The organism is Bacillus sp. EB600 (genome assembly GCF_024494385.1).
Classification (GTDB): domain Bacteria; phylum Bacillota; class Bacilli; order Bacillales; family Cytobacillaceae; genus JAEVLT01.
In genome coordinates this window covers 107,151-123,821 of record NZ_JAEVLT010000008.1, presented here as the reverse complement: position 1 = coordinate 123,821, position 16,671 = coordinate 107,151, and the positions used below count along the sequence as shown (strand labels likewise).

The window sequence follows — 16,671 nt, the reverse complement described above, 5'->3', positions numbered from 1 at the left end:
ATAACAGAAAGTAAAAAGCTGCCGGAAGTCCGGCAGCTTTTTACTTTCATAATCAATATCTTTTTCTAGACCTAGAATAAAGCAGTAGAAAATAGCTCAATACGCCAAATAAGCAAGTAATAAAGAAAGCGTGTAGAAGAGCAATGTAAAGATTCAATCTTGTGAAAATAATCAATGCTCCAGCGATTACCTGGAGGCTTACAAGGCAAAGGGCAATAATCCAGCCCCAATAGAGAACTTTTTGATGTCGATAATGCTTAACAGCTAGAAACGTTATATAAGCGATCCAAATAAAAATAAGCCCAGCTGCAAATCGATGTCCCATTTGTACCCATTCAAATATGTTACTTGGCATAGAAGGTGAATTATTTATACATAAAGGCCAATCACGACAAACGAGGCTTGCTTTTGTGTGTCGAACAAGGGCACCTGTATAAATAACTAGATAACTATAAATGGAAATGAACACGATATGACGCCCCATTCTTTTATCGATAACAAGCTTATCAGCGTCAAACTTCTTATCAATTTCAAAGATTAGCAACGTCAACAAAAATAGTGCAGCAAAAGAAACAAGTGAAATTCCGAAATGAAGAGCTAGAACAAAGCCTGATTGTCCCCACTTAACAGCAGCAGCCCCAATTAAACCTTGCAGTAAAAGAAAGAAAAATGAAAGAAATGATAGAAATTTAGTTTCCCTAATATGGCCGATTGTCTTCCAAGTCCAAATAGATAGAATCATGACCATAAGTCCTTCTGCTCCAGAAATTACTCTGTGTGCAAGTTCAATCATTAACGCTGGTGTTATATCCGTAGGAACAAATTGACCATGGCAGAGGGGCCAGGTTCTTCCACATCCCATCCCAGAACCAGTTTTCGTTACAAGAGCCCCACCTATTAAAACTATTAGCATTCCAATGGTGGTTGCAACAGCAAACCACTTTAAAGAGCGTCGCAAAAAAATCTCACCTTCTTTGTAAGTCAGAATTAATATCTTTTGAACTTTGATAACTGTCCAGCTTCGTCACACTAGCACAGCGACTAGTGTACTTCGCTAAACGTGCGATTTCGCTATTCTTTTAAGTTCAAAAATTTGTCATTAGATAAACTTGTCAGTATAATGATTTCAAAAGTATATCCATATCATAGCGAATAAATGTAAAATTGAACAGAAATTAGGCTGATTTAAATTCTTTTAATTGGGAGGAAACATTTCTATATAGGTTTTTCACTTTTATTATAGTGGAAAAATTAGAAAATAAAATCACCCTCTACTCGAATATAGGGTTTGGAAAGAAATGTTAGTTGATTTACTCATAATAAAGTAAAATAGTGTTTAGATACGTGGAACATTTTTTTGTGACCATACGTTGTTATCAAAAGCAGATGGTATTTCACCTTTTTCGCTTATGTTTATTCAAAAAAAATTCACAAAAATATTAAAAAGTGTGATTTAATATACAGAGAAAGTTCTTTTTTAGTAAATTTTCTTTGGAGATTTTATTATAATAGAATGAATAATTCTATTACTTTTTGCAATCACTGTAGGACTGTTTTACATACTAGAACAATTTCTACATAGTTTATTGAGCAGATGAAAATATTAATGTAATTAACTAAGAGGGGGAGCGAAATGTCTAATTCAAAGGTTTACCCTGGTGCGCCGCTTGAAAATGATACAGTCGGCTTTCAGGCGGATAGAGAAAAAACAACACTACTGAAAGATTTTTTGGCATTGATTAAAATTGGGATTGTAAATTCAAATCTTATTACAACTTTTACAGGGTTGTGGCTAGCACTCCATTTTACAGGTCAAAGCTTTCTTACTAATTTAGATATAGTCTTTTTTACGGTAGTAGGGTCGTCATTAATAATCGCTGGATCCTGTAGTATAAATAATTATATCGACCGTGATATTGATCCTCTTATGGAGAGGACAAAGGGCCGCCCGACTGTTACTGGGAAAATCCTGCCTATTAAAGTCCTTGCTTTAGGTATTCTCTTAATCGGATTAGGCACACTATTTTTAATGTTTACCACTGTAACAGCCTCTGTAATTGGAATTATTGGAGTTTTTAGTTATATTTTCCTTTATACATTGTGGTCAAAAAGAAAATTGGTTTCCAATACCATCATTGGAAGTATATCGGGAGCTGTACCTCCATTAATCGGATGGGCAGCGGTCGATCCGCATCTTGGTCCAGTTGCATGGTCTTTATTTATGGTCATGTTTGTTTGGCAGCCACCACATTTTTATGCTCTTGCAATGAGAAGAGTTGAGGAATATCGGGCTGCTGGTGTTCCAATGCTACCTGTTGTAAAAGGCTTTAAAGCGACTAAAAGGCACATTTTAGTTTGGGTGGCTGCACTAATTCCAATTCCGTTTTTTCTTACCTCATTGGGAATCCCATTTCTAATTCTTGCTACCGTGTTAAACATCGGCTGGCTCGTCTTAGGGATTTTAGGATATAAGATCAAAGATGATATTAAATGGGCAAAACTAATGTTTGTTTACTCACTGCAATATTTAACAATTATGTTTGTGGCGATGGTCATTGTTACCTTGATTTAAGTTTTGCCAAGGATATTATAGCTAAAGAAGTAAGCTGTAATATCTACATAATCTATCTTGATCAACAAAGGGGAAAAATTTTCTTTGCGAAAGAGGGGTATCGTTTAGCATGAAAAGGCTTGCAAACTGGCGTTTAATCTCGTTATTAGCGATATTGACGCTCATTCTCTCCGGCTGTGGCGGTGAACCGTATTTATCTGCACTGAAGCCTGCTGGTGAAGTTGCGAAAATGCAATTTGATTTAATGACGTTAAGTACGTTAATCATGGTAGGAGTCATTTTAGTAGTAATGATCATTTTCGTTATTGTGCTCATTCGTTTTAGACGAAAAGATGACTCAATTCCAAAACAAGTAGAAGGAAGTCATAAACTAGAGATGGTTTGGACAGTTATTCCAATTCTTTTACTTCTTATTCTTGCAGTACCGACTGTTGTTGCTACATTTAAGCTGGCTGACGTGTCTGCTATGGATAAGAAAAATTCAAAAGCGCTTGTTGTAAACGTGCGCTCACACTTGTATTGGTGGGATTTCGAATATCCCAATCAAAAAATTGTGACGAGTCAGGAATTGGTCGTTCCAACCAATGAAAAGGTTTATTTCAGTTTGAAATCGATGGATGTAAAGCACTCTTTTTGGATTCCAGCAGTAGGCGGAAAGATGGACACAAATACAGACAATATTAATAAGTTCTGGCTTGAATTTGACAATAAGAAAGCAAACGAGGCTGGAAATTTATTTTATGGAAAGTGTGCTGAGCTTTGCGGTCCTTCCCATGCTTTAATGGATTTTAAAGTTAAAGCGATTTCACGTGATAAGTTTAACAGTTGGGTTACTGCAATGAAAACCGTGAAAAAGGCGGAGACTGCTTCATCAAGCTTGGCACAGGAAGGTCAACAAATTTTCAATCAAAGCTGTATTGGCTGTCATGCTGTTACACCCGCGAATACAACACCAGAATCAGCCCGATTGGCACCAAATCTAACTAACTTTGGCGAACGTTCACGTGTTGCCGGTGTATTACCACATACGAAAGCGGATGTAAAAAAATGGATTCAAAATCCGGAAGTCTATAAACCAGGTAATAAAATGACCGGTAAATACCCACAAATGTCTGATGCACAGCTTGACGCATTAGCAGAATATTTAATGGGATTAAAAGTTCAGCAATAATAGGGGATTGCTGGAAAGGGAGGTTAAAATTTGTGAGTACCTATGCTCAAAAAAAGGGGTTTGGCGGTACAATATGGGACTTTTTAACAACTGTTGACCATAAAAAAATCGCCATTTTGTATTTGATTGCAGGAGGATTATTCTTCATAGTAGGCGGACTTGAAGCCATGGTAATTCGGATCCAGCTTGCTGTCCCAAATAATGATTTTGTAAGTGCTGGACTATATAACGAAGTTATGACAATGCACGGAACAACGATGATCTTTTTGGCAGCCATGCCGCTTGTCTTTGCCTTTATGAATGCGGTTATGCCTCTGCAGATTGGGGCCCGAGATGTAGCTTTTCCATTCATAAATGCATTAGGATTTTGGCTCTTCTTTTTTGGAGGAATTTTCTTAAATCTTTCATGGTTTTTGGGTGGTGCACCTGATGCCGGATGGACATCGTATGCTTCATTAACAATTGCGTCCAAAGGACACGGTGTTGACTTTTATATTCTGGGATTACAGATTTCAGGTATTGGGACATTAATTGGTGGAATCAACTTCCTTGCGACGATCATTAATATGCGTGCACCTGGGATGACTTATATGAGGATGCCATTGTTTACATGGACAACATTTGTCACATCCGCACTTATTTTATTCGCATTCCCACCTTTGACTGTGGGACTAGTTTTAATGATGTTTGACCGCATGTTTGGCGCACATTTCTTCGATGTTTCGATGGGTGGTAATACAATAATATGGGAACACCTTTTTTGGATATTTGGACACCCAGAGGTTTATATTTTAATCCTTCCAGCTTTCGGTATCTTTTCTGAGATTTTTGCGATGTTTTCCAGAAAACGTTTATTTGGATATTCTTCGATGGTATTCGCGACTGTTTTAATCGGTTTCTTAGGATTTATGGTTTGGGCACATCATATGTTTACAACTGGATTAGGGCCGGTCGCAAACGCAATTTTCGCTGTTGCCACGATGGCAATAGGCGTACCTACAGGAATCAAAATTTTTAACTGGCTGTTAACAATGTGGGGAGGAAGTGTCAAATTTACTACCCCAATGCATTATGCAGTTGCATTTATTCCTTCGTTTGTTGCTGGTGGTGTCACAGGGGTTATGTTGGCATCCGCAGCAGCTGACTATCAATATCATGATACGTACTTTGTAGTAGCTCACTTCCATTATGTAATTGTCGGAGGTGTGGTATTAGCATTGCTGGCTGGGGCCCATCTATACTGGCCAAAGATGTTTGGAACAATGCTAAACGAAGTATTAGGAAAAATAACATTCTGGTTATTCTTAATCGGTTTCCATTTAACTTTCTTTATCCAACACTTTTTAGGTTTAATGGGAATGCCGCGTCGTGTCTTTACTTATTTACCTGGTCAAGGCTTTGAAACAGCTAACATGGTTAGTACCATTGGAGCGTTCTTTATGGCAGCAGGTGTAATAGTTCTTTTATTGAATATCATTATCACTACTGTGAAAAATCAAAAGGTTGGAAACGATCCATGGGGAGACGGAAGAACACTGGAATGGTCTATTTCTTCACCACCGCCATTTTATAACTTTAAACAGCTTCCGCTTGTACGTGGGTTAGACGCATTTTGGCTGGAAAAAATGGAAGGCAGAAAAGGAATGACACCTGCAGAACCGTTAGGCGATATTCATATGCCAAATCCGTCCTTCATCCCATTTATGATTCCATTGGGACTATTCATTGCTGCATTTGGTGCAATGTACCATCCTGATCATAAGGTTTGGGCACTTCCAGTTCTAATCATTGGATTAGCGGTTACATTTATTTCGATGTTTGTGCGTTCCGTTAAAGATGATCATGGTTTCCACATTCATAAAGAAGAGTTATTGGATGATGAAAAGGGGGTTGAGGCATAATGCATGGTGAAGAAAAATTCACTTACGAAACATGGCCTGCTTCGCCTGAAAAAGCAACCCTGGAGGCAAAAAATAAATTTTTAGGTTTTTGGTTATTCTTAGGGGGAGAGACAGTTCTCTTTGCCTCTCTGTTTGCCACATACCTTGCTCTTAAGGATAAAGTACCAAATACGCATGCAGCGTTAGCTAAGGACCTCTTTGAATTGCCGCTGACATTTGTGTCGACAATGCTTTTGTTAACGAGCTCCTTAACTAGTGTTTATGCGATGTTTCATATGAAAAACTTTGCGTTTAAGAAAATGATGCTGTGGCTTGGGGTTACCGTTCTATTAGGCGCAGGCTTTTTAGGATTGGAAATTTACGAATTTAACCATTATGTTCATCATTTTCATCACACGTTTACAAGTAGTGCTTTTGGTTCAGCTTTCTATACATTAGTTGGGTTTCATGGCGGACACGTTGCATTTGGATTGTTATGGGTTCTTACATTGATGTTTAGAAATGCCAAACGAGGATTAGATCTCTACAACGCACCTAAGTTCTATGTTTTCAGCCTTTATTGGCACTTTATCGACGTTGTTTGGGTGTTTATCTTCACGGTAGTATATTTAATGGGAATGGTGGGATAGGCTGATGGCAAATCAACAAGTAAACTCAGGCAACCCAAGAGTTGACATTGAATATAGGCGAAAAAAAAGCGCGGAAGAAATGAGATATCATATTATCTCGTTTACCTTAATGATTTTCTTAACTTTAATCGCATTCGCGGCCGTGGGATTAAAAGGTGTAACGGCAACGTTTACCCTTCCTTTTATTCTCCTTTTGGCTGTTGTCCAAGTTATTTTTCAACTGTTCTATTTCATGCACATGAATAAAAAAGGCCATGAAGCTCCAACACTGTTTATCTTTTCTGGGGCACTCGTTGGCTTCGTCGTAGTTTTAGCATTTTCAACGATCATTTGGTGGTAAAAAGAAAAGCGGAAGCGCCTGTTTAGCGACGTATGGACTGGAGCACACCGACTGAGATAAAGGAAACACGAAGAGCGTAAGCGATTCGATGTTGACTTATCATAGGGAGGTGGGCGAAGTACACTAGTCGCTAGGCTAGAAAGTAATAAAAGAAAATCGGCTCTGCCGATTTTCTTTATATGCAATAAGCTTTTTATTTTAGATAGAGGTGATTATGGTGCTTACATTAGAAATTTTTGGATTTAAAGCACTTTGGAGCCCTTTTTTCTTTGCTTCATTGCTGGTAGTGACAAGCGCTTATTTTCTTTTGCTGGTAAAGTATCGGAATCATTTTAAAAATAATGAACCACTCACAAACAGGCAAGGAATTTTGTTTGTAATCGCGATGCTCCTTTTATATGCCATAAAGGGTTCTCCGCTTGATTTAATGGCTCATCTTATGTTTTACATCCATATGATTCAAATGGCGGTATTGGTATTAGTAATTCCACCTTTAGTAATTTTAAGTATTCCTACATGGGTTTGGAGGAACCTTTTAAATTTTCATCTTTTTCAATCCTTGTTTTCAATATTTACAAAACCACTTATTGCCTTATTGTTATTTAATGGAGTTTTTTCCTTTTACCATATTCCATTAATTTTTGATCATGTTATGCAAAATAGATGGCTGCATGCGGGATACTCACTATTGTTATTTATAGTAGCGATCTTTATGTGGTGGCCGTTAATAAATGAATTGCCTGAGGCTCAAACACTAAGCGGAATAAAAAAGGTTGGTTATGTTTTTGCTGACGGTATTTTGCTAACACCGGCATGTGCATTAATTATTTTTGCAAGTTCACCGATGTATGCAACCTATTCCGATCCGAGAGCATGGGGCGAAGCAATGAGTTTGTGTGTGGGTTCTTCTAACTTTGCCAGTTTACATATAAGTGGACCGGAACTATTTAGTTCGATGTCATTACTGCATGACCAGCAGCTTGGCGGGGTGTTAATGAAAGTTATTCAAGAAATAATCTATGGAATTATTTTAGGACATGTCTTCTTTGAATGGTATCGGAAAGATCAGGAGGAATCGGAAAATGAAATAAATTCACGATTGCATCCAACATCAACACTCATTGAATAATCTCCCAGATAGTTTGGGGGATTTTTTTCTAGTATTTCTGTGAGTTTTGGTTGAAAATAAACGACTGCTAACTTAAACTTATTATAGAAAAAAGGAAAAGAGAGGATTATATTGAATTCCTTACCGGTTTTGCCGACAATTAGTACATCTTTCATCGTTTTAAGTGCAATAACAGTTGCTATCGGTTGGTGGCAAATAAAACAGCGGAAAATAGAAACTCATAAAAAAACAATGATTCTTGCAGCTATCTTTGCTCTAATTTTCTTTATAATTTATGCAACGAGAACAGTTTTTATTGGTAATACATCATTTGGCGGACCTAGTGATATAAAAATTTATTACACTATTTTTCTTATTTTTCATATCACATTAGCCACGGTTGGGGCTGTTTTGGGAATTATTAATTTAGTTACGGGTTTCAAGAAAAAATTCTCGACGCACCGTAAACTGGGCCCGATTACAAGTATAGTCTGGTTCTGTACAGGAATTACGGGTGTGATTGTTTATTTATTGCTGTATGTTTTTTACAAGGGTGGAGAAACAACCTCAGTTTTGAAGGCTATATTAGGATTTTAAGGTAAAAAAAGTGACGCATGATATATCCATGCGTCACTTTTTTTAAAGAGCAAATTTGTCAATTTCGGCTTTTAGAGTGCCCAAGATTGTTTTACATTGGTTGACAAGACTTTGAGGGTAATCTTCCTCGTCACCGTATTCGACACCGTGTGGATAATAATATTTACCTAGGAGTGGGGTCATCAATTGTATTGTAGCTTTGTGGGCACCAACATCCCCTTCGACCGTATAGCCGCGGACTCGAAGGTAATAGACGCCTTCTTTTAACTCAAATTTCTTATCGTATGTAACTCTTTCGTAGTCCCATTGCCCTTCACGGATTAAGCCTTTTTCTTGCATAACCTCATCTAAGCGGTTTAAATCTGCTTTCATCTGTTCATAGCCTGTATTTTCAAATTTCAAGATAATCCCTCCTAAAAACGATGCTTTTAGTAATTGTATACGCTGTCATTTCATTTATACCAATTTAATAATAGTTGAAATTAGTTTAACTTGCAATGAATTCATCTAGTAAAGCTCTAACCTTTTTCGAATAATTCTGTTTCTAATGGTAAAAATAATATAAGCAACAACTTTCAATTTAGCTAATTTGAGAACTAAATGTGATTGGCTGAAAGCATAAAGTATACAATAATGCTTACTATTAAAAGGTATGGTGAATAATTCAATGGAAAAAATTCGTGATATTATGACTGATGATGTAGATTGTTGTTCATTGTTAGATAATGTTTTTGAAGTTGCAGTAAAAATGAAAGAACTAAATGTTGGTGCAATTCCAATCGTAGACGAGGAGAAGCTTGTCGGAATGATCACAGATCGAGACATCGTGTTAAGATGTGTTGCTGAAAAACACCCTGCATCATCAAAAGTTGAAGATATTATGAGCAATGATCTTATTACAGTTTCACCGGATGCTTCCAGTAAGGAGGCTGTCAGTTTGATGGCACAGCATCAAATCCGGCGCCTCCCTGTTGTTGATGGGGATAAACTAATCGGAATCGTTTCCCTTGGCGATTTCGCAGTACGTGAATTAACCGATGATCAAGCAAAGGCCGCACTTAGTGAAATTTCGGAAACAAACCAGAGTGAATTTCGCCACTAATTTGACCAGAACACTAAGTGAATATTTTCTAAAGGCAGGTACAAGTTAGTTTTGTACCTGTTTTTTTTATTTTTAAGAAAATGAACATTCTGAGATGTTAGATATAGCTTTTTAATAAAATATTATTGATGTTATAATGACTTTACTATACATATGTTTGAAAATGTCGTAAAAGGAGGCCGAATCCTCTGCGAATACTTTTTAGAATCTTAATTATTTCAATTATTTTCTTGATCATTGGATTTTATATAAACGTTTCACACCAGGATGGTAATGAGGTATTAATTAAAAAAAATTTTACGAAGCAATCGAATGATACGATCCCACGGAAACTGAAGGGTCAGCTGGGAAGGCCTGCAACGGAAAAACCAAAGGAAGGGTTATCCTTACTAATTGGACAAGATGTAGGAAATCTTGAAAAGGAATTGGGCAAACCGCAAAGAATCGATCAAACAATTTATGGGTATCAATGGTATATTTATAACCTCAACTTTAAACGATATGTTCAAGTAGGGGTAGAGGACAATCATGTTGTAGCAATATATGCAAGTGGTGAGGACTTAAATATTGCTCCTTTTGAAATAGGACAGCCTGTTGAGGAAATTTTTAATACACAGTACATTGATACCAATGTTGATATTACCATTGGTAGTAATACGTATCGTTTTGAATTAAATGATACGGACATTAATCTTAGACCGCTGATTCAATTAGGGGATATCTATGTTCAGCTTTATTTTGATAAATATAGTGGTGAACTTTCAGGTGTCCGCTTCTTAAATGCTGAGACCCTTGTAAAGGAAAGGGGATATGAACTTGTTTATCACGGCGAATTAATTGAACCTCCAATACCAGATGAAATTCTCTGGGAAAGTGCCGAAAGCGGGACTGAAAAGGAAATATTTGATATTACAAATGTTTTGCGGAAAAGGAATGGATTAAGACCATTAAAATGGGATGAAAAAACAGCAGAAGCTGCCTTTAAACATAGTAAGGACATGTTTGAAACAAGCGATTTTTCCCATACCTCTTCTCGATATGGGGGCCTTTCAGACCGTTTGAAAGCTGCAAATGTAGGATATCAATCTGCAGGTGAAAACATTGCAGCGAATTATACAGATGGTCCTGCGGTAGTGGAGGGATGGTTGAATAGTCAAAGCCACCGTGAGTCACTTCTTAACAAAAATTTTACTCATTTAGGAGTAGGTGTGTACCAAAAATATTATACACAGGATTTTATCCAAATTATAAAGTAAAAGCTGTGATAATAGATGATAACAAAACTATAGGAAAGGTTTCACCAAACGATTAAGAAAACATATCGTATTATAGGCGAATTCAAATCGTAGAGGTGAAAAAGATGACACAAAAAAAATTACACCCATCCGTGCTTAAATTTAAGGAATTTGTTAAAAACAATCCAAAGGTCATCCAAGAGGTTCGGCAAGGCAGGACAACGTGGCAGGAACTCTATGAAGATTGGTATTTATTAGGCGAAGACGATGAACGATGGGATTCAATCGGGGACAGCAAAAAGAACGATTCAGAATTAGCTGGTAATAAAAAGAAAGCTGTGGTATTTAGTGAAGGGAAAACAGATTGGATGGCTACAATTACGGGAATGTTAAAAAAAATGGATGCGAACCAATTACAGTATCATGCTAATAATTTGAGCCAGGCAATTGGAGCTATTCAAGGGTTATTAGCCCAATTTCAAAACAATGCCAACCAGCCAACTACTCGGAGAGAAATGGAAGGTCCCAAGCACCCATTCTCATTTAGGAAAGACTAAGGAAAGGACAAAACAATGCGAAAAGAGGTAATGGAGTATCTTGAGAGACAGCGAGAATTAAAACAGTTTATTAGAGAACAACCCCATTGGTATCGAAAGCTATCTAGGAATCCTTATGACTTAGAAGCACTTCAAATTGCCTCCTTACATCATTATAAACGAACGATTCCCCATCAGGTAGAAAAGTTTTCAAATGGGGTTCAAATGGCTTCAATGATGTTTAATATGTTTCAGTCCATGAATAATCCCAGTAAATAGAAGGGCCACATAAAAATTAATATGTACCCTTTTTTATTTTTATCTTAAAGAGTAAAAAAGAATAAGGAGGTAAAAAATACATGCATACGAAGGAGTGATTGGATTGAAGTGGAGAGTATCGGTGTTAACTCATGCTTTTGCTATTCTAAGCATTCTATCAGGCTGTCAAAGGGACATGCCAAAGCCAGAAACAAAACCGAAAAATCTATCCCTTGTAAATATGAATATACCGGCAGCAAAAACGGTAATAGCAAGCAGCCGTGAGAATGAGGCTATCCCTTCCCTGTTTGTCCAATACGAATCAAAAGGGAATAACGTATTTGTCGAGTGTATTGTAACTGGCGTCACATTCAGAGAAAATAATCAATCAAATCGTAAAGTAGGAAAAATAATTGTTTGGGTGGATGGAAAGAAAAGCCAGGAGGTTTCTGCAGCTGCTTTTATCATTAAGGATTTGGCGTATGGAAATCATAAATTAAAGCTTGAAGTAGTTAATCTGCATAATAAATCGTATGGTTTAAGTAAGGAATTCATGGTAAATATCCCTAATAACTAGAAAACTTCGCTTTAAACCTCTGTTCATGGTAAAATATTGAATGGAGGTGAGCGATATGCTTGCTACATCTGAAAGAGTAGTACTAGTAGAGCATGCAGAAAAATTAGCAAAAATGATTTTAAAATCCGATGTTGCAGAACAATATCGAATTTGCCTATATAAACTTAAGAACAATGAAGAATCCCAAAGGAAAATTAACCATTTTGTAAGTCTAAAGGAATTGTATGAAGAAGTTCAGCGGTTTGGTAAATATCATCCCGATCACAAAAGGGTAATGATCCAAATTAGGGAAAGCAAACGGGAAATGGATTTGGATTCCTGTGTTGCGGAGTTTCGAGTTGCCGAAAATAATCTGCAAAGTTTATTAGACGAAGTAAGTGTCCAACTAGGTGGAGCTGTTTCGAAGCATATTAAGGTTCCAACCGGAAATCCATTCTTTGATACAGGTTCAAGCTGTGGTGGGGGCTGTGGAAGCGGCGGCAGCTGCAGTTGTTCTGCATAAATTGGCTGAATAAAAGGGCCGTTCGACTCTTTTTTGTTAAGCGGAATAGAGGAATTGTTTGTATATTCACTTTTTTATATGCTAGACTTATTTAAAATGATATGTATTGAAGGGGAAAGGTATGTTGAATCAGAGACAGGGATTGGTTGTTTGGCTATACTCATTGAAGCAAGCCAAAATGCTAAGACGTTTTGGCAATGTTCATTATGTTTCTAAGAAGTTGAAGTATGTTGTCATGTATTGCAATCAAGAGGAATTGTCAGGGATTATGGAAAAGCTAAATTCTTATTCCTTTGTAAAAAAAGTAGAACCATCCTATAAGCCTTTTTTAAAAGTAGAATATGAAAATTCTATCCCTGATAAAGCAAAAGAATACGATTATAAGATGGGAATATAAGTGAGAGCCACAGGTGCTCTCATTTTTTTAATAAAAAAATTTTATATCGCTAAGCGGGCGCTTCCACTTTAAATTAAAAAAACCCCGCAGAGAAACTCTGCAGGGTCCTTCTATATCCTTGACAAAGGAAAGAAGGCAAAGGGAGAGGAGAAACCGGAGGAAGAACTTATGGGGAAACGTAAGTCTTCTCCGCGGTTGGCAACAACATCCTCGAATTGATGTTGTTACTTACATTATTTCCATAAAAAAAGTGCTTATACCCTTTTTTAAATAAATTTTCTAGCAACCGGTATTTTCTACAGTAAGCAAAGTTTTAATAAAGATTATTATGTTTATATTTGTCGTAAAGAATGGGAATATGTTAGGATAGGAAAGAAAATGGAATTTTGTGATATTGTGGTGATTAAAGTGAGAGTAGTTTCAGGTACTTGTAAAGGAAGAGCCCTTAGAGCAGTTCCGGGCAATACGACTAGACCAACAACAGACAAGGTGAAAGAAGCAATCTTTAATATGATTGGGCCGTATTTTGATGGGGGAATGGCTCTCGACCTCTTTGCGGGAAGCGGAGGATTGGGCATTGAGGCTGTAAGCAGAGGATTGGATAAGGCTATTTTTATTGATCGAGATCACAAAGCGATTCAAACGATCCGTGAAAACATCAGTACCTGCCAACTTGAAGAAAAAACGGAAGTTTATCGAAATGATGCTGACCGTGCTTTAAAAGCCCTAATGAAAAGAGAAATCTCATTTGATTTTATCTTTTTAGATCCACCATATAAGCAACGACAGCTAGTCAGTTTAATGGAAAAAATGGACCAACATATGTTAGTACATAATGGGAGTATGATTGTGTGCGAACATAGTCATGAAGTAGTACTGCCGTCTTCAATCGGGGGATTAACGCAAATAAAACACGAGAAGTACGGGATTATCGCTATCACAATTTATATAAAAGGAACAGAAGGGTAGGGGGAGTCTCTTTTGGGTAGGATCGCCGTTTGTCCAGGAAGTTTTGATCCGATTACTTATGGTCATTTAGATATCATAAAAAGAGGAGCAAAAATTTTTGATGAAGTCTATGTCGTGGTATTAAATAATTCTAGCAAGCACCCACTATTTACGGTAGGTGAAAGAATGGAGTTAATTAAAGAAGTTACAAAAGATATTCCATGTGTAAAAGTGGATCAATTTAGGGGCTTGCTCGTTGATTATGCAAAAAGTGTTAATGCTAGCGCAATCATTCGCGGCCTGCGGGCGGTCTCAGACTTCGAGTACGAAATGCAGATTACATCGATGAATAGGGTGTTAGATGACGATTTAGAGACCTTTTTTATCATGACAAATAATCAGTATTCATTTTTAAGCTCTAGTATTGTAAAAGAAGTAGCACAATATGACGGGGAAATTTCTGAACTGGTTCCGCCATTTGTTGAGAAAGCGCTTCATGAAAAGTTTAATCATCAAAAGTAAGGAAGCCGGGACAGTATGCCCGGCTCTTTCTTACTTTTTTAACCGAAAAGTTAAGATAAGTGTGTAAAAAATGAGCGCAAAAATGGTGATTAGCGGGCCTATTTGAATCATCGTGTCATAAAAGCTTTCGAGCCAAAAGCGATCATCAAAAAGGCTGACTGGAAGTATATTTGGAATAATCTCTGATTGAAAAAATTTTTCTGATAATGGTTTCCATAGCAAAAAAGCAATTATGCCCGCAAGTAGACCATGTAGTAATCTAGCAAAGAAAAAAGGACGAAAGCGGATATCAGTTTGGGCTAAAATACTTGCAACCTGTGCATGAACGCTAAAGCCATTGAAACCAAGGATAAAACTGGTGATGATGACTTGTTGGAGGAGTGTAGCAGCCTGAACCTTACTTGTTAGTTGGCTTCCAAGTGTGATTTCAAATAGACCGGAAACAAATGGAATGCTTAATGATTTTGGAAAGGACAAGGCAGCTAGCAGTAATTCAACTGCTTTTGCAAGTAGTTCCGTAATATGTAAATGGTAAAGCATCTTGTTCAAAACTGAAAACATGATGATAAAACCGCCGATCATTAAGAGGGTTTGAATCGATGATGTAACAGCATCTCCTAAAAGCTTGCCAATTGGCCGATTATCTTTTAACCTTGTCTGATGCAAAATTGAAAAGGCATTTCGAAGGTGAAATTTCTTTTTCTGGTTGGTTTGTTTTTCACTATCCCCTTTGCCGTAAAATCTCATAATGATTCCAACACAAATGTTTCCTAAATAATGTGATACAGCAAAAATAACACCTAACTTAGGGTTTTGAAAGAAGCCGACTGAAACAGCTCCAAAAATAAAGATCGGATTAGAGGAATTGGTAAAGGAAACAAGTCTTTCAGCTTCAATTTGCGTTACTTGTCCTTCCTGCCTGAGTCTTGCAGTCAGTTTTGCACCTGCAGGAAAGCCAGATGCCATCCCCATTGCCAAAACAAAACCGCCGACACCGGGAACTTTAAATAAAGGTCGCATGAGGGGTTCTAACAGGACACCAATGAACGTAACAACGCCTAAGCCAATTAACATCTCTGAAACAATGAAAAAAGGCAAAAGAGCGGGGAAAACAATTTTCCACCACATATTTAGGCCACGAATAGAAGCCTCAAAGGACTCCTGTGGAAATAAGATGAGTGAAACCGCCAACACTGTAACCGAAACAGACAAGAAGATGGTTTTTAATTTAGATTGAAGCAATAAAAATACCTCCTTCCCAACGCCTGCGTAAGTAGATAAAATCAATATAAAGAAGATGTTTTTTTTAGTGCAGTATCAATACTCCTTGTCCTCGTATAACACAATATACTCATAGAGAAAGAAAATAGACCATATGATTGGAGAGGTTTCCTTTTCCACAATCGCTTTTTTACTTGAAAAACAATAACCGTAGTCGCTTTTAACATAAATAGTTAATTGATTGGTGAAAGATAGAGGGGGAGAGAAGAAAGTGAGTCGTCCAAAAGTAGGGTTGGCCCTTGGCTCAGGCGGTGCACGGGGATTTGCCCATCTCGGTGCCATTAAAGTATTAATAGAAGAAGGGATCCCGATTGATCTTATTGCCGGAAGCAGTATGGGTGCACTTGTAGCTTGCTTTTATGGAGTGGGGATTGAAATGGAACACCTCTATAAATTATCGGGAGCATTTAAACGGAAGTTTTATCTCGATTTTACAGTTCCGAAAATGGGCTTTATTACAGGTAAAAGATTGAAGGAATTTATTAAAGTTTTTACACATGGTAAAAATATTGAAGATCTTTCGTTACCGGTCGGTGTGGTGGCGACGGATTTATTGACAGGCGAGAAGGTTGTATTTAAAGAAGGACCAATCGCTAATGCGGTAAGGGCAAGTATATCGATTCCAGGGATTTTTGTTCCTGAAAAATATAATGGCAGGATTTTAGTAGATGGCGGCGTTGCAGATCGTGTTCCTGTAACTGTTGCCAAGGAAATGGGGTCGGATATTGTTATTGCGGTTGATGTATCTCGGGTCAAGCGTAATGCGGAAATTACTTCTATTTATGATGTGATTATGCAAAGTATTGATATTATGCAAACGGAGATTGTCGTTAATCGGGAAATTGCTTCTGATTTTATGATCCGCCCACCTGTCGAAAATTTCAGCTCACGTGCCTTCACCAATATTGAGGATATCATTGCTGTTGGAGAAGAAGAAACAAGAAAGTACATCAAGGATATTAAAACAGCTATTGATAATTGGAAGGAGTAGTTTT

Annotated in this window: 20 protein-coding genes; 17 read left to right on the top strand and 3 right to left on the bottom strand. The window is 37.3% G+C overall.

Features of this window, described 5'->3' with window-relative positions; genetic code table 11:
- Nucleotides 1–52: 52 nt before the first annotated feature.
- Nucleotides 53–958, bottom strand: coding sequence for a COX15/CtaA family protein (locus JN080_RS11120; protein ID WP_256236064.1), 906 nt, complete (start codon nt 956–958; stop codon nt 53–55).
- Between the two features lie 675 nt (nt 959–1,633).
- Between JN080_RS11120 and cyoE the strand changes: the two genes are divergently transcribed.
- The 7 genes from cyoE (at nt 1,634) to JN080_RS11085 (ending at nt 8,318) form a co-directional block, all read left to right on the top strand.
- A complete protein-coding gene (gene cyoE / locus JN080_RS11115; protein ID WP_256236063.1) occupies nt 1,634–2,572 on the top strand; it encodes a heme o synthase in 939 nt (312 codons plus the stop codon).
- A 109-nt stretch (nt 2,573–2,681) separates the two neighbouring features.
- A complete protein-coding gene (gene coxB / locus JN080_RS11110) occupies nt 2,682–3,743 on the top strand; it encodes a cytochrome c oxidase subunit II (RefSeq protein ID WP_256236062.1) in 1,062 nt (353 codons plus the stop codon).
- Nucleotides 3,744–3,775: 32 nt separating this feature from the next.
- Nucleotides 3,776–5,644 carry a cytochrome c oxidase subunit I gene (gene ctaD, locus JN080_RS11105; protein ID WP_256236061.1) on the top strand — a complete coding sequence of 623 codons (1,869 nt, stop codon included), beginning with the start codon at nt 3,776–3,778 and terminating at the stop codon, nt 5,642–5,644.
- Complete coding sequence (locus JN080_RS11100; protein WP_256236060.1) at nt 5,644–6,273, top strand: cytochrome (ubi)quinol oxidase subunit III; 630 nt, start codon at nt 5,644–5,646, stop codon at nt 6,271–6,273. Before ctaD ends, JN080_RS11100 begins: the two co-directional genes overlap by 1 nt.
- A gap of 4 nt (nt 6,274–6,277) precedes the next feature.
- Nucleotides 6,278–6,613: a cytochrome c oxidase subunit IVB gene (gene ctaF / locus JN080_RS11095; RefSeq protein ID WP_256236059.1), complete on the top strand. Its 336-nt coding sequence runs from the start codon at nt 6,278–6,280 to the stop codon at nt 6,611–6,613.
- Nucleotides 6,614–6,827: 214 nt separating this feature from the next.
- A complete protein-coding gene (gene ctaG, locus JN080_RS11090; RefSeq protein ID WP_305473914.1) occupies nt 6,828–7,742 on the top strand; it encodes a cytochrome c oxidase assembly factor CtaG in 915 nt (304 codons plus the stop codon).
- 111 nt (nt 7,743–7,853) lie between these two features.
- On the top strand, nt 7,854–8,318 hold the full coding sequence (locus tag JN080_RS11085) for a DUF420 domain-containing protein (RefSeq protein ID WP_256236058.1): 465 nt from the start codon (nt 7,854–7,856) through the stop codon (nt 8,316–8,318).
- Nucleotides 8,319–8,360: 42 nt separating this feature from the next.
- Here JN080_RS11085 and JN080_RS11080 read toward each other — a convergent pair whose 3' ends face one another.
- Nucleotides 8,361–8,720, bottom strand: a complete 360-nt coding sequence (locus JN080_RS11080; protein WP_256236057.1) for a YugN family protein — start codon at nt 8,718–8,720, stop codon at nt 8,361–8,363.
- Nucleotides 8,721–8,985: 265 nt separating this feature from the next.
- Here JN080_RS11080 and JN080_RS11075 point away from each other — a divergent pair, with 265 nt between their 5' ends.
- From JN080_RS11075 to coaD, 9 genes are all read left to right on the top strand, one after another.
- Nucleotides 8,986–9,420, top strand: a complete 435-nt coding sequence (locus JN080_RS11075) for a CBS domain-containing protein (RefSeq protein WP_256236056.1) — start codon at nt 8,986–8,988, stop codon at nt 9,418–9,420.
- A gap of 230 nt (nt 9,421–9,650) precedes the next feature.
- Complete coding sequence (locus tag JN080_RS11070; RefSeq protein WP_256236055.1) at nt 9,651–10,676, top strand: CAP domain-containing protein; 1,026 nt, start codon at nt 9,651–9,653, stop codon at nt 10,674–10,676.
- A 104-nt stretch (nt 10,677–10,780) separates the two neighbouring features.
- Nucleotides 10,781–11,212, top strand: a complete 432-nt coding sequence (locus tag JN080_RS11065) for a YlbD family protein (protein ID WP_256236054.1) — start codon at nt 10,781–10,783, stop codon at nt 11,210–11,212.
- A gap of 15 nt (nt 11,213–11,227) precedes the next feature.
- On the top strand, nt 11,228–11,470 hold the full coding sequence (locus JN080_RS11060) for a YlbE-like family protein (protein WP_256236053.1): 243 nt from the start codon (nt 11,228–11,230) through the stop codon (nt 11,468–11,470).
- Nucleotides 11,471–11,573: 103 nt separating this feature from the next.
- Nucleotides 11,574–12,026, top strand: coding sequence for a hypothetical protein (locus tag JN080_RS11055; protein ID WP_256236052.1), 453 nt, complete (start codon nt 11,574–11,576; stop codon nt 12,024–12,026).
- 55 nt (nt 12,027–12,081) lie between these two features.
- On the top strand, nt 12,082–12,528 hold the full coding sequence (locus JN080_RS11050) for a YlbF/YmcA family competence regulator (protein ID WP_256236051.1): 447 nt from the start codon (nt 12,082–12,084) through the stop codon (nt 12,526–12,528).
- Nucleotides 12,529–12,649: 121 nt separating this feature from the next.
- Entirely contained in the window at nt 12,650–12,925 is a 276-nt protein-coding gene (locus JN080_RS11045; RefSeq protein WP_256236050.1) for a YlbG family protein, read from the top strand.
- Between the two features lie 408 nt (nt 12,926–13,333).
- Nucleotides 13,334–13,894, top strand: coding sequence for a 16S rRNA (guanine(966)-N(2))-methyltransferase RsmD (gene rsmD / locus JN080_RS11040; RefSeq protein ID WP_256236153.1), 561 nt, complete (start codon nt 13,334–13,336; stop codon nt 13,892–13,894).
- A gap of 12 nt (nt 13,895–13,906) precedes the next feature.
- Nucleotides 13,907–14,395, top strand: coding sequence for a pantetheine-phosphate adenylyltransferase (gene coaD, locus JN080_RS11035; protein ID WP_256236049.1), 489 nt, complete (start codon nt 13,907–13,909; stop codon nt 14,393–14,395).
- Between the two features lie 30 nt (nt 14,396–14,425).
- Here coaD and ylbJ read toward each other — a convergent pair whose 3' ends face one another.
- Nucleotides 14,426–15,637, bottom strand: a complete 1,212-nt coding sequence (ylbJ, locus tag JN080_RS11030) for a sporulation integral membrane protein YlbJ (protein ID WP_256236048.1) — start codon at nt 15,635–15,637, stop codon at nt 14,426–14,428.
- A 250-nt stretch (nt 15,638–15,887) separates the two neighbouring features.
- Here ylbJ and JN080_RS11025 point away from each other — a divergent pair, with 250 nt between their 5' ends.
- Nucleotides 15,888–16,667 (top strand): patatin-like phospholipase family protein, encoded by a 780-nt coding sequence (locus tag JN080_RS11025; protein ID WP_256236047.1) that lies wholly within the window; start codon nt 15,888–15,890, stop codon nt 16,665–16,667.
- Nucleotides 16,668–16,671 lie beyond the last annotated feature (4 nt).

Bases quoted from the DNA above. Each gene is read 5' to 3' on its own strand.
- cyoE (WP_256236063.1), top strand. From the start codon at position 1,634: ATGTCTAATTCAAAGGTTTACCCTGGTGCGCCGCTTGAAAATGATACA.
- coxB (WP_256236062.1), top strand. From the start codon at position 2,682: ATGAAAAGGCTTGCAAACTGGCGTTTAATCTCGTTATTAGCGATATTG.
- JN080_RS11100 (WP_256236060.1), top strand. From the start codon at position 5,644: ATGCATGGTGAAGAAAAATTCACTTACGAAACATGGCCTGCTTCGCCT.
- ctaF (WP_256236059.1), top strand. From the start codon at position 6,278: ATGGCAAATCAACAAGTAAACTCAGGCAACCCAAGAGTTGACATTGAA.
- ctaG (WP_305473914.1), top strand. From the start codon at position 6,828: ATGGTGCTTACATTAGAAATTTTTGGATTTAAAGCACTTTGGAGCCCT.
- JN080_RS11075 (WP_256236056.1), top strand. From the start codon at position 8,986: ATGGAAAAAATTCGTGATATTATGACTGATGATGTAGATTGTTGTTCA.
- JN080_RS11065 (WP_256236054.1), top strand. From the start codon at position 10,781: ATGACACAAAAAAAATTACACCCATCCGTGCTTAAATTTAAGGAATTT.
- JN080_RS11060 (WP_256236053.1), top strand. From the start codon at position 11,228: ATGCGAAAAGAGGTAATGGAGTATCTTGAGAGACAGCGAGAATTAAAA.
- JN080_RS11050 (WP_256236051.1), top strand. From the start codon at position 12,082: ATGCTTGCTACATCTGAAAGAGTAGTACTAGTAGAGCATGCAGAAAAA.
- JN080_RS11045 (WP_256236050.1), top strand. From the start codon at position 12,650: ATGTTGAATCAGAGACAGGGATTGGTTGTTTGGCTATACTCATTGAAG.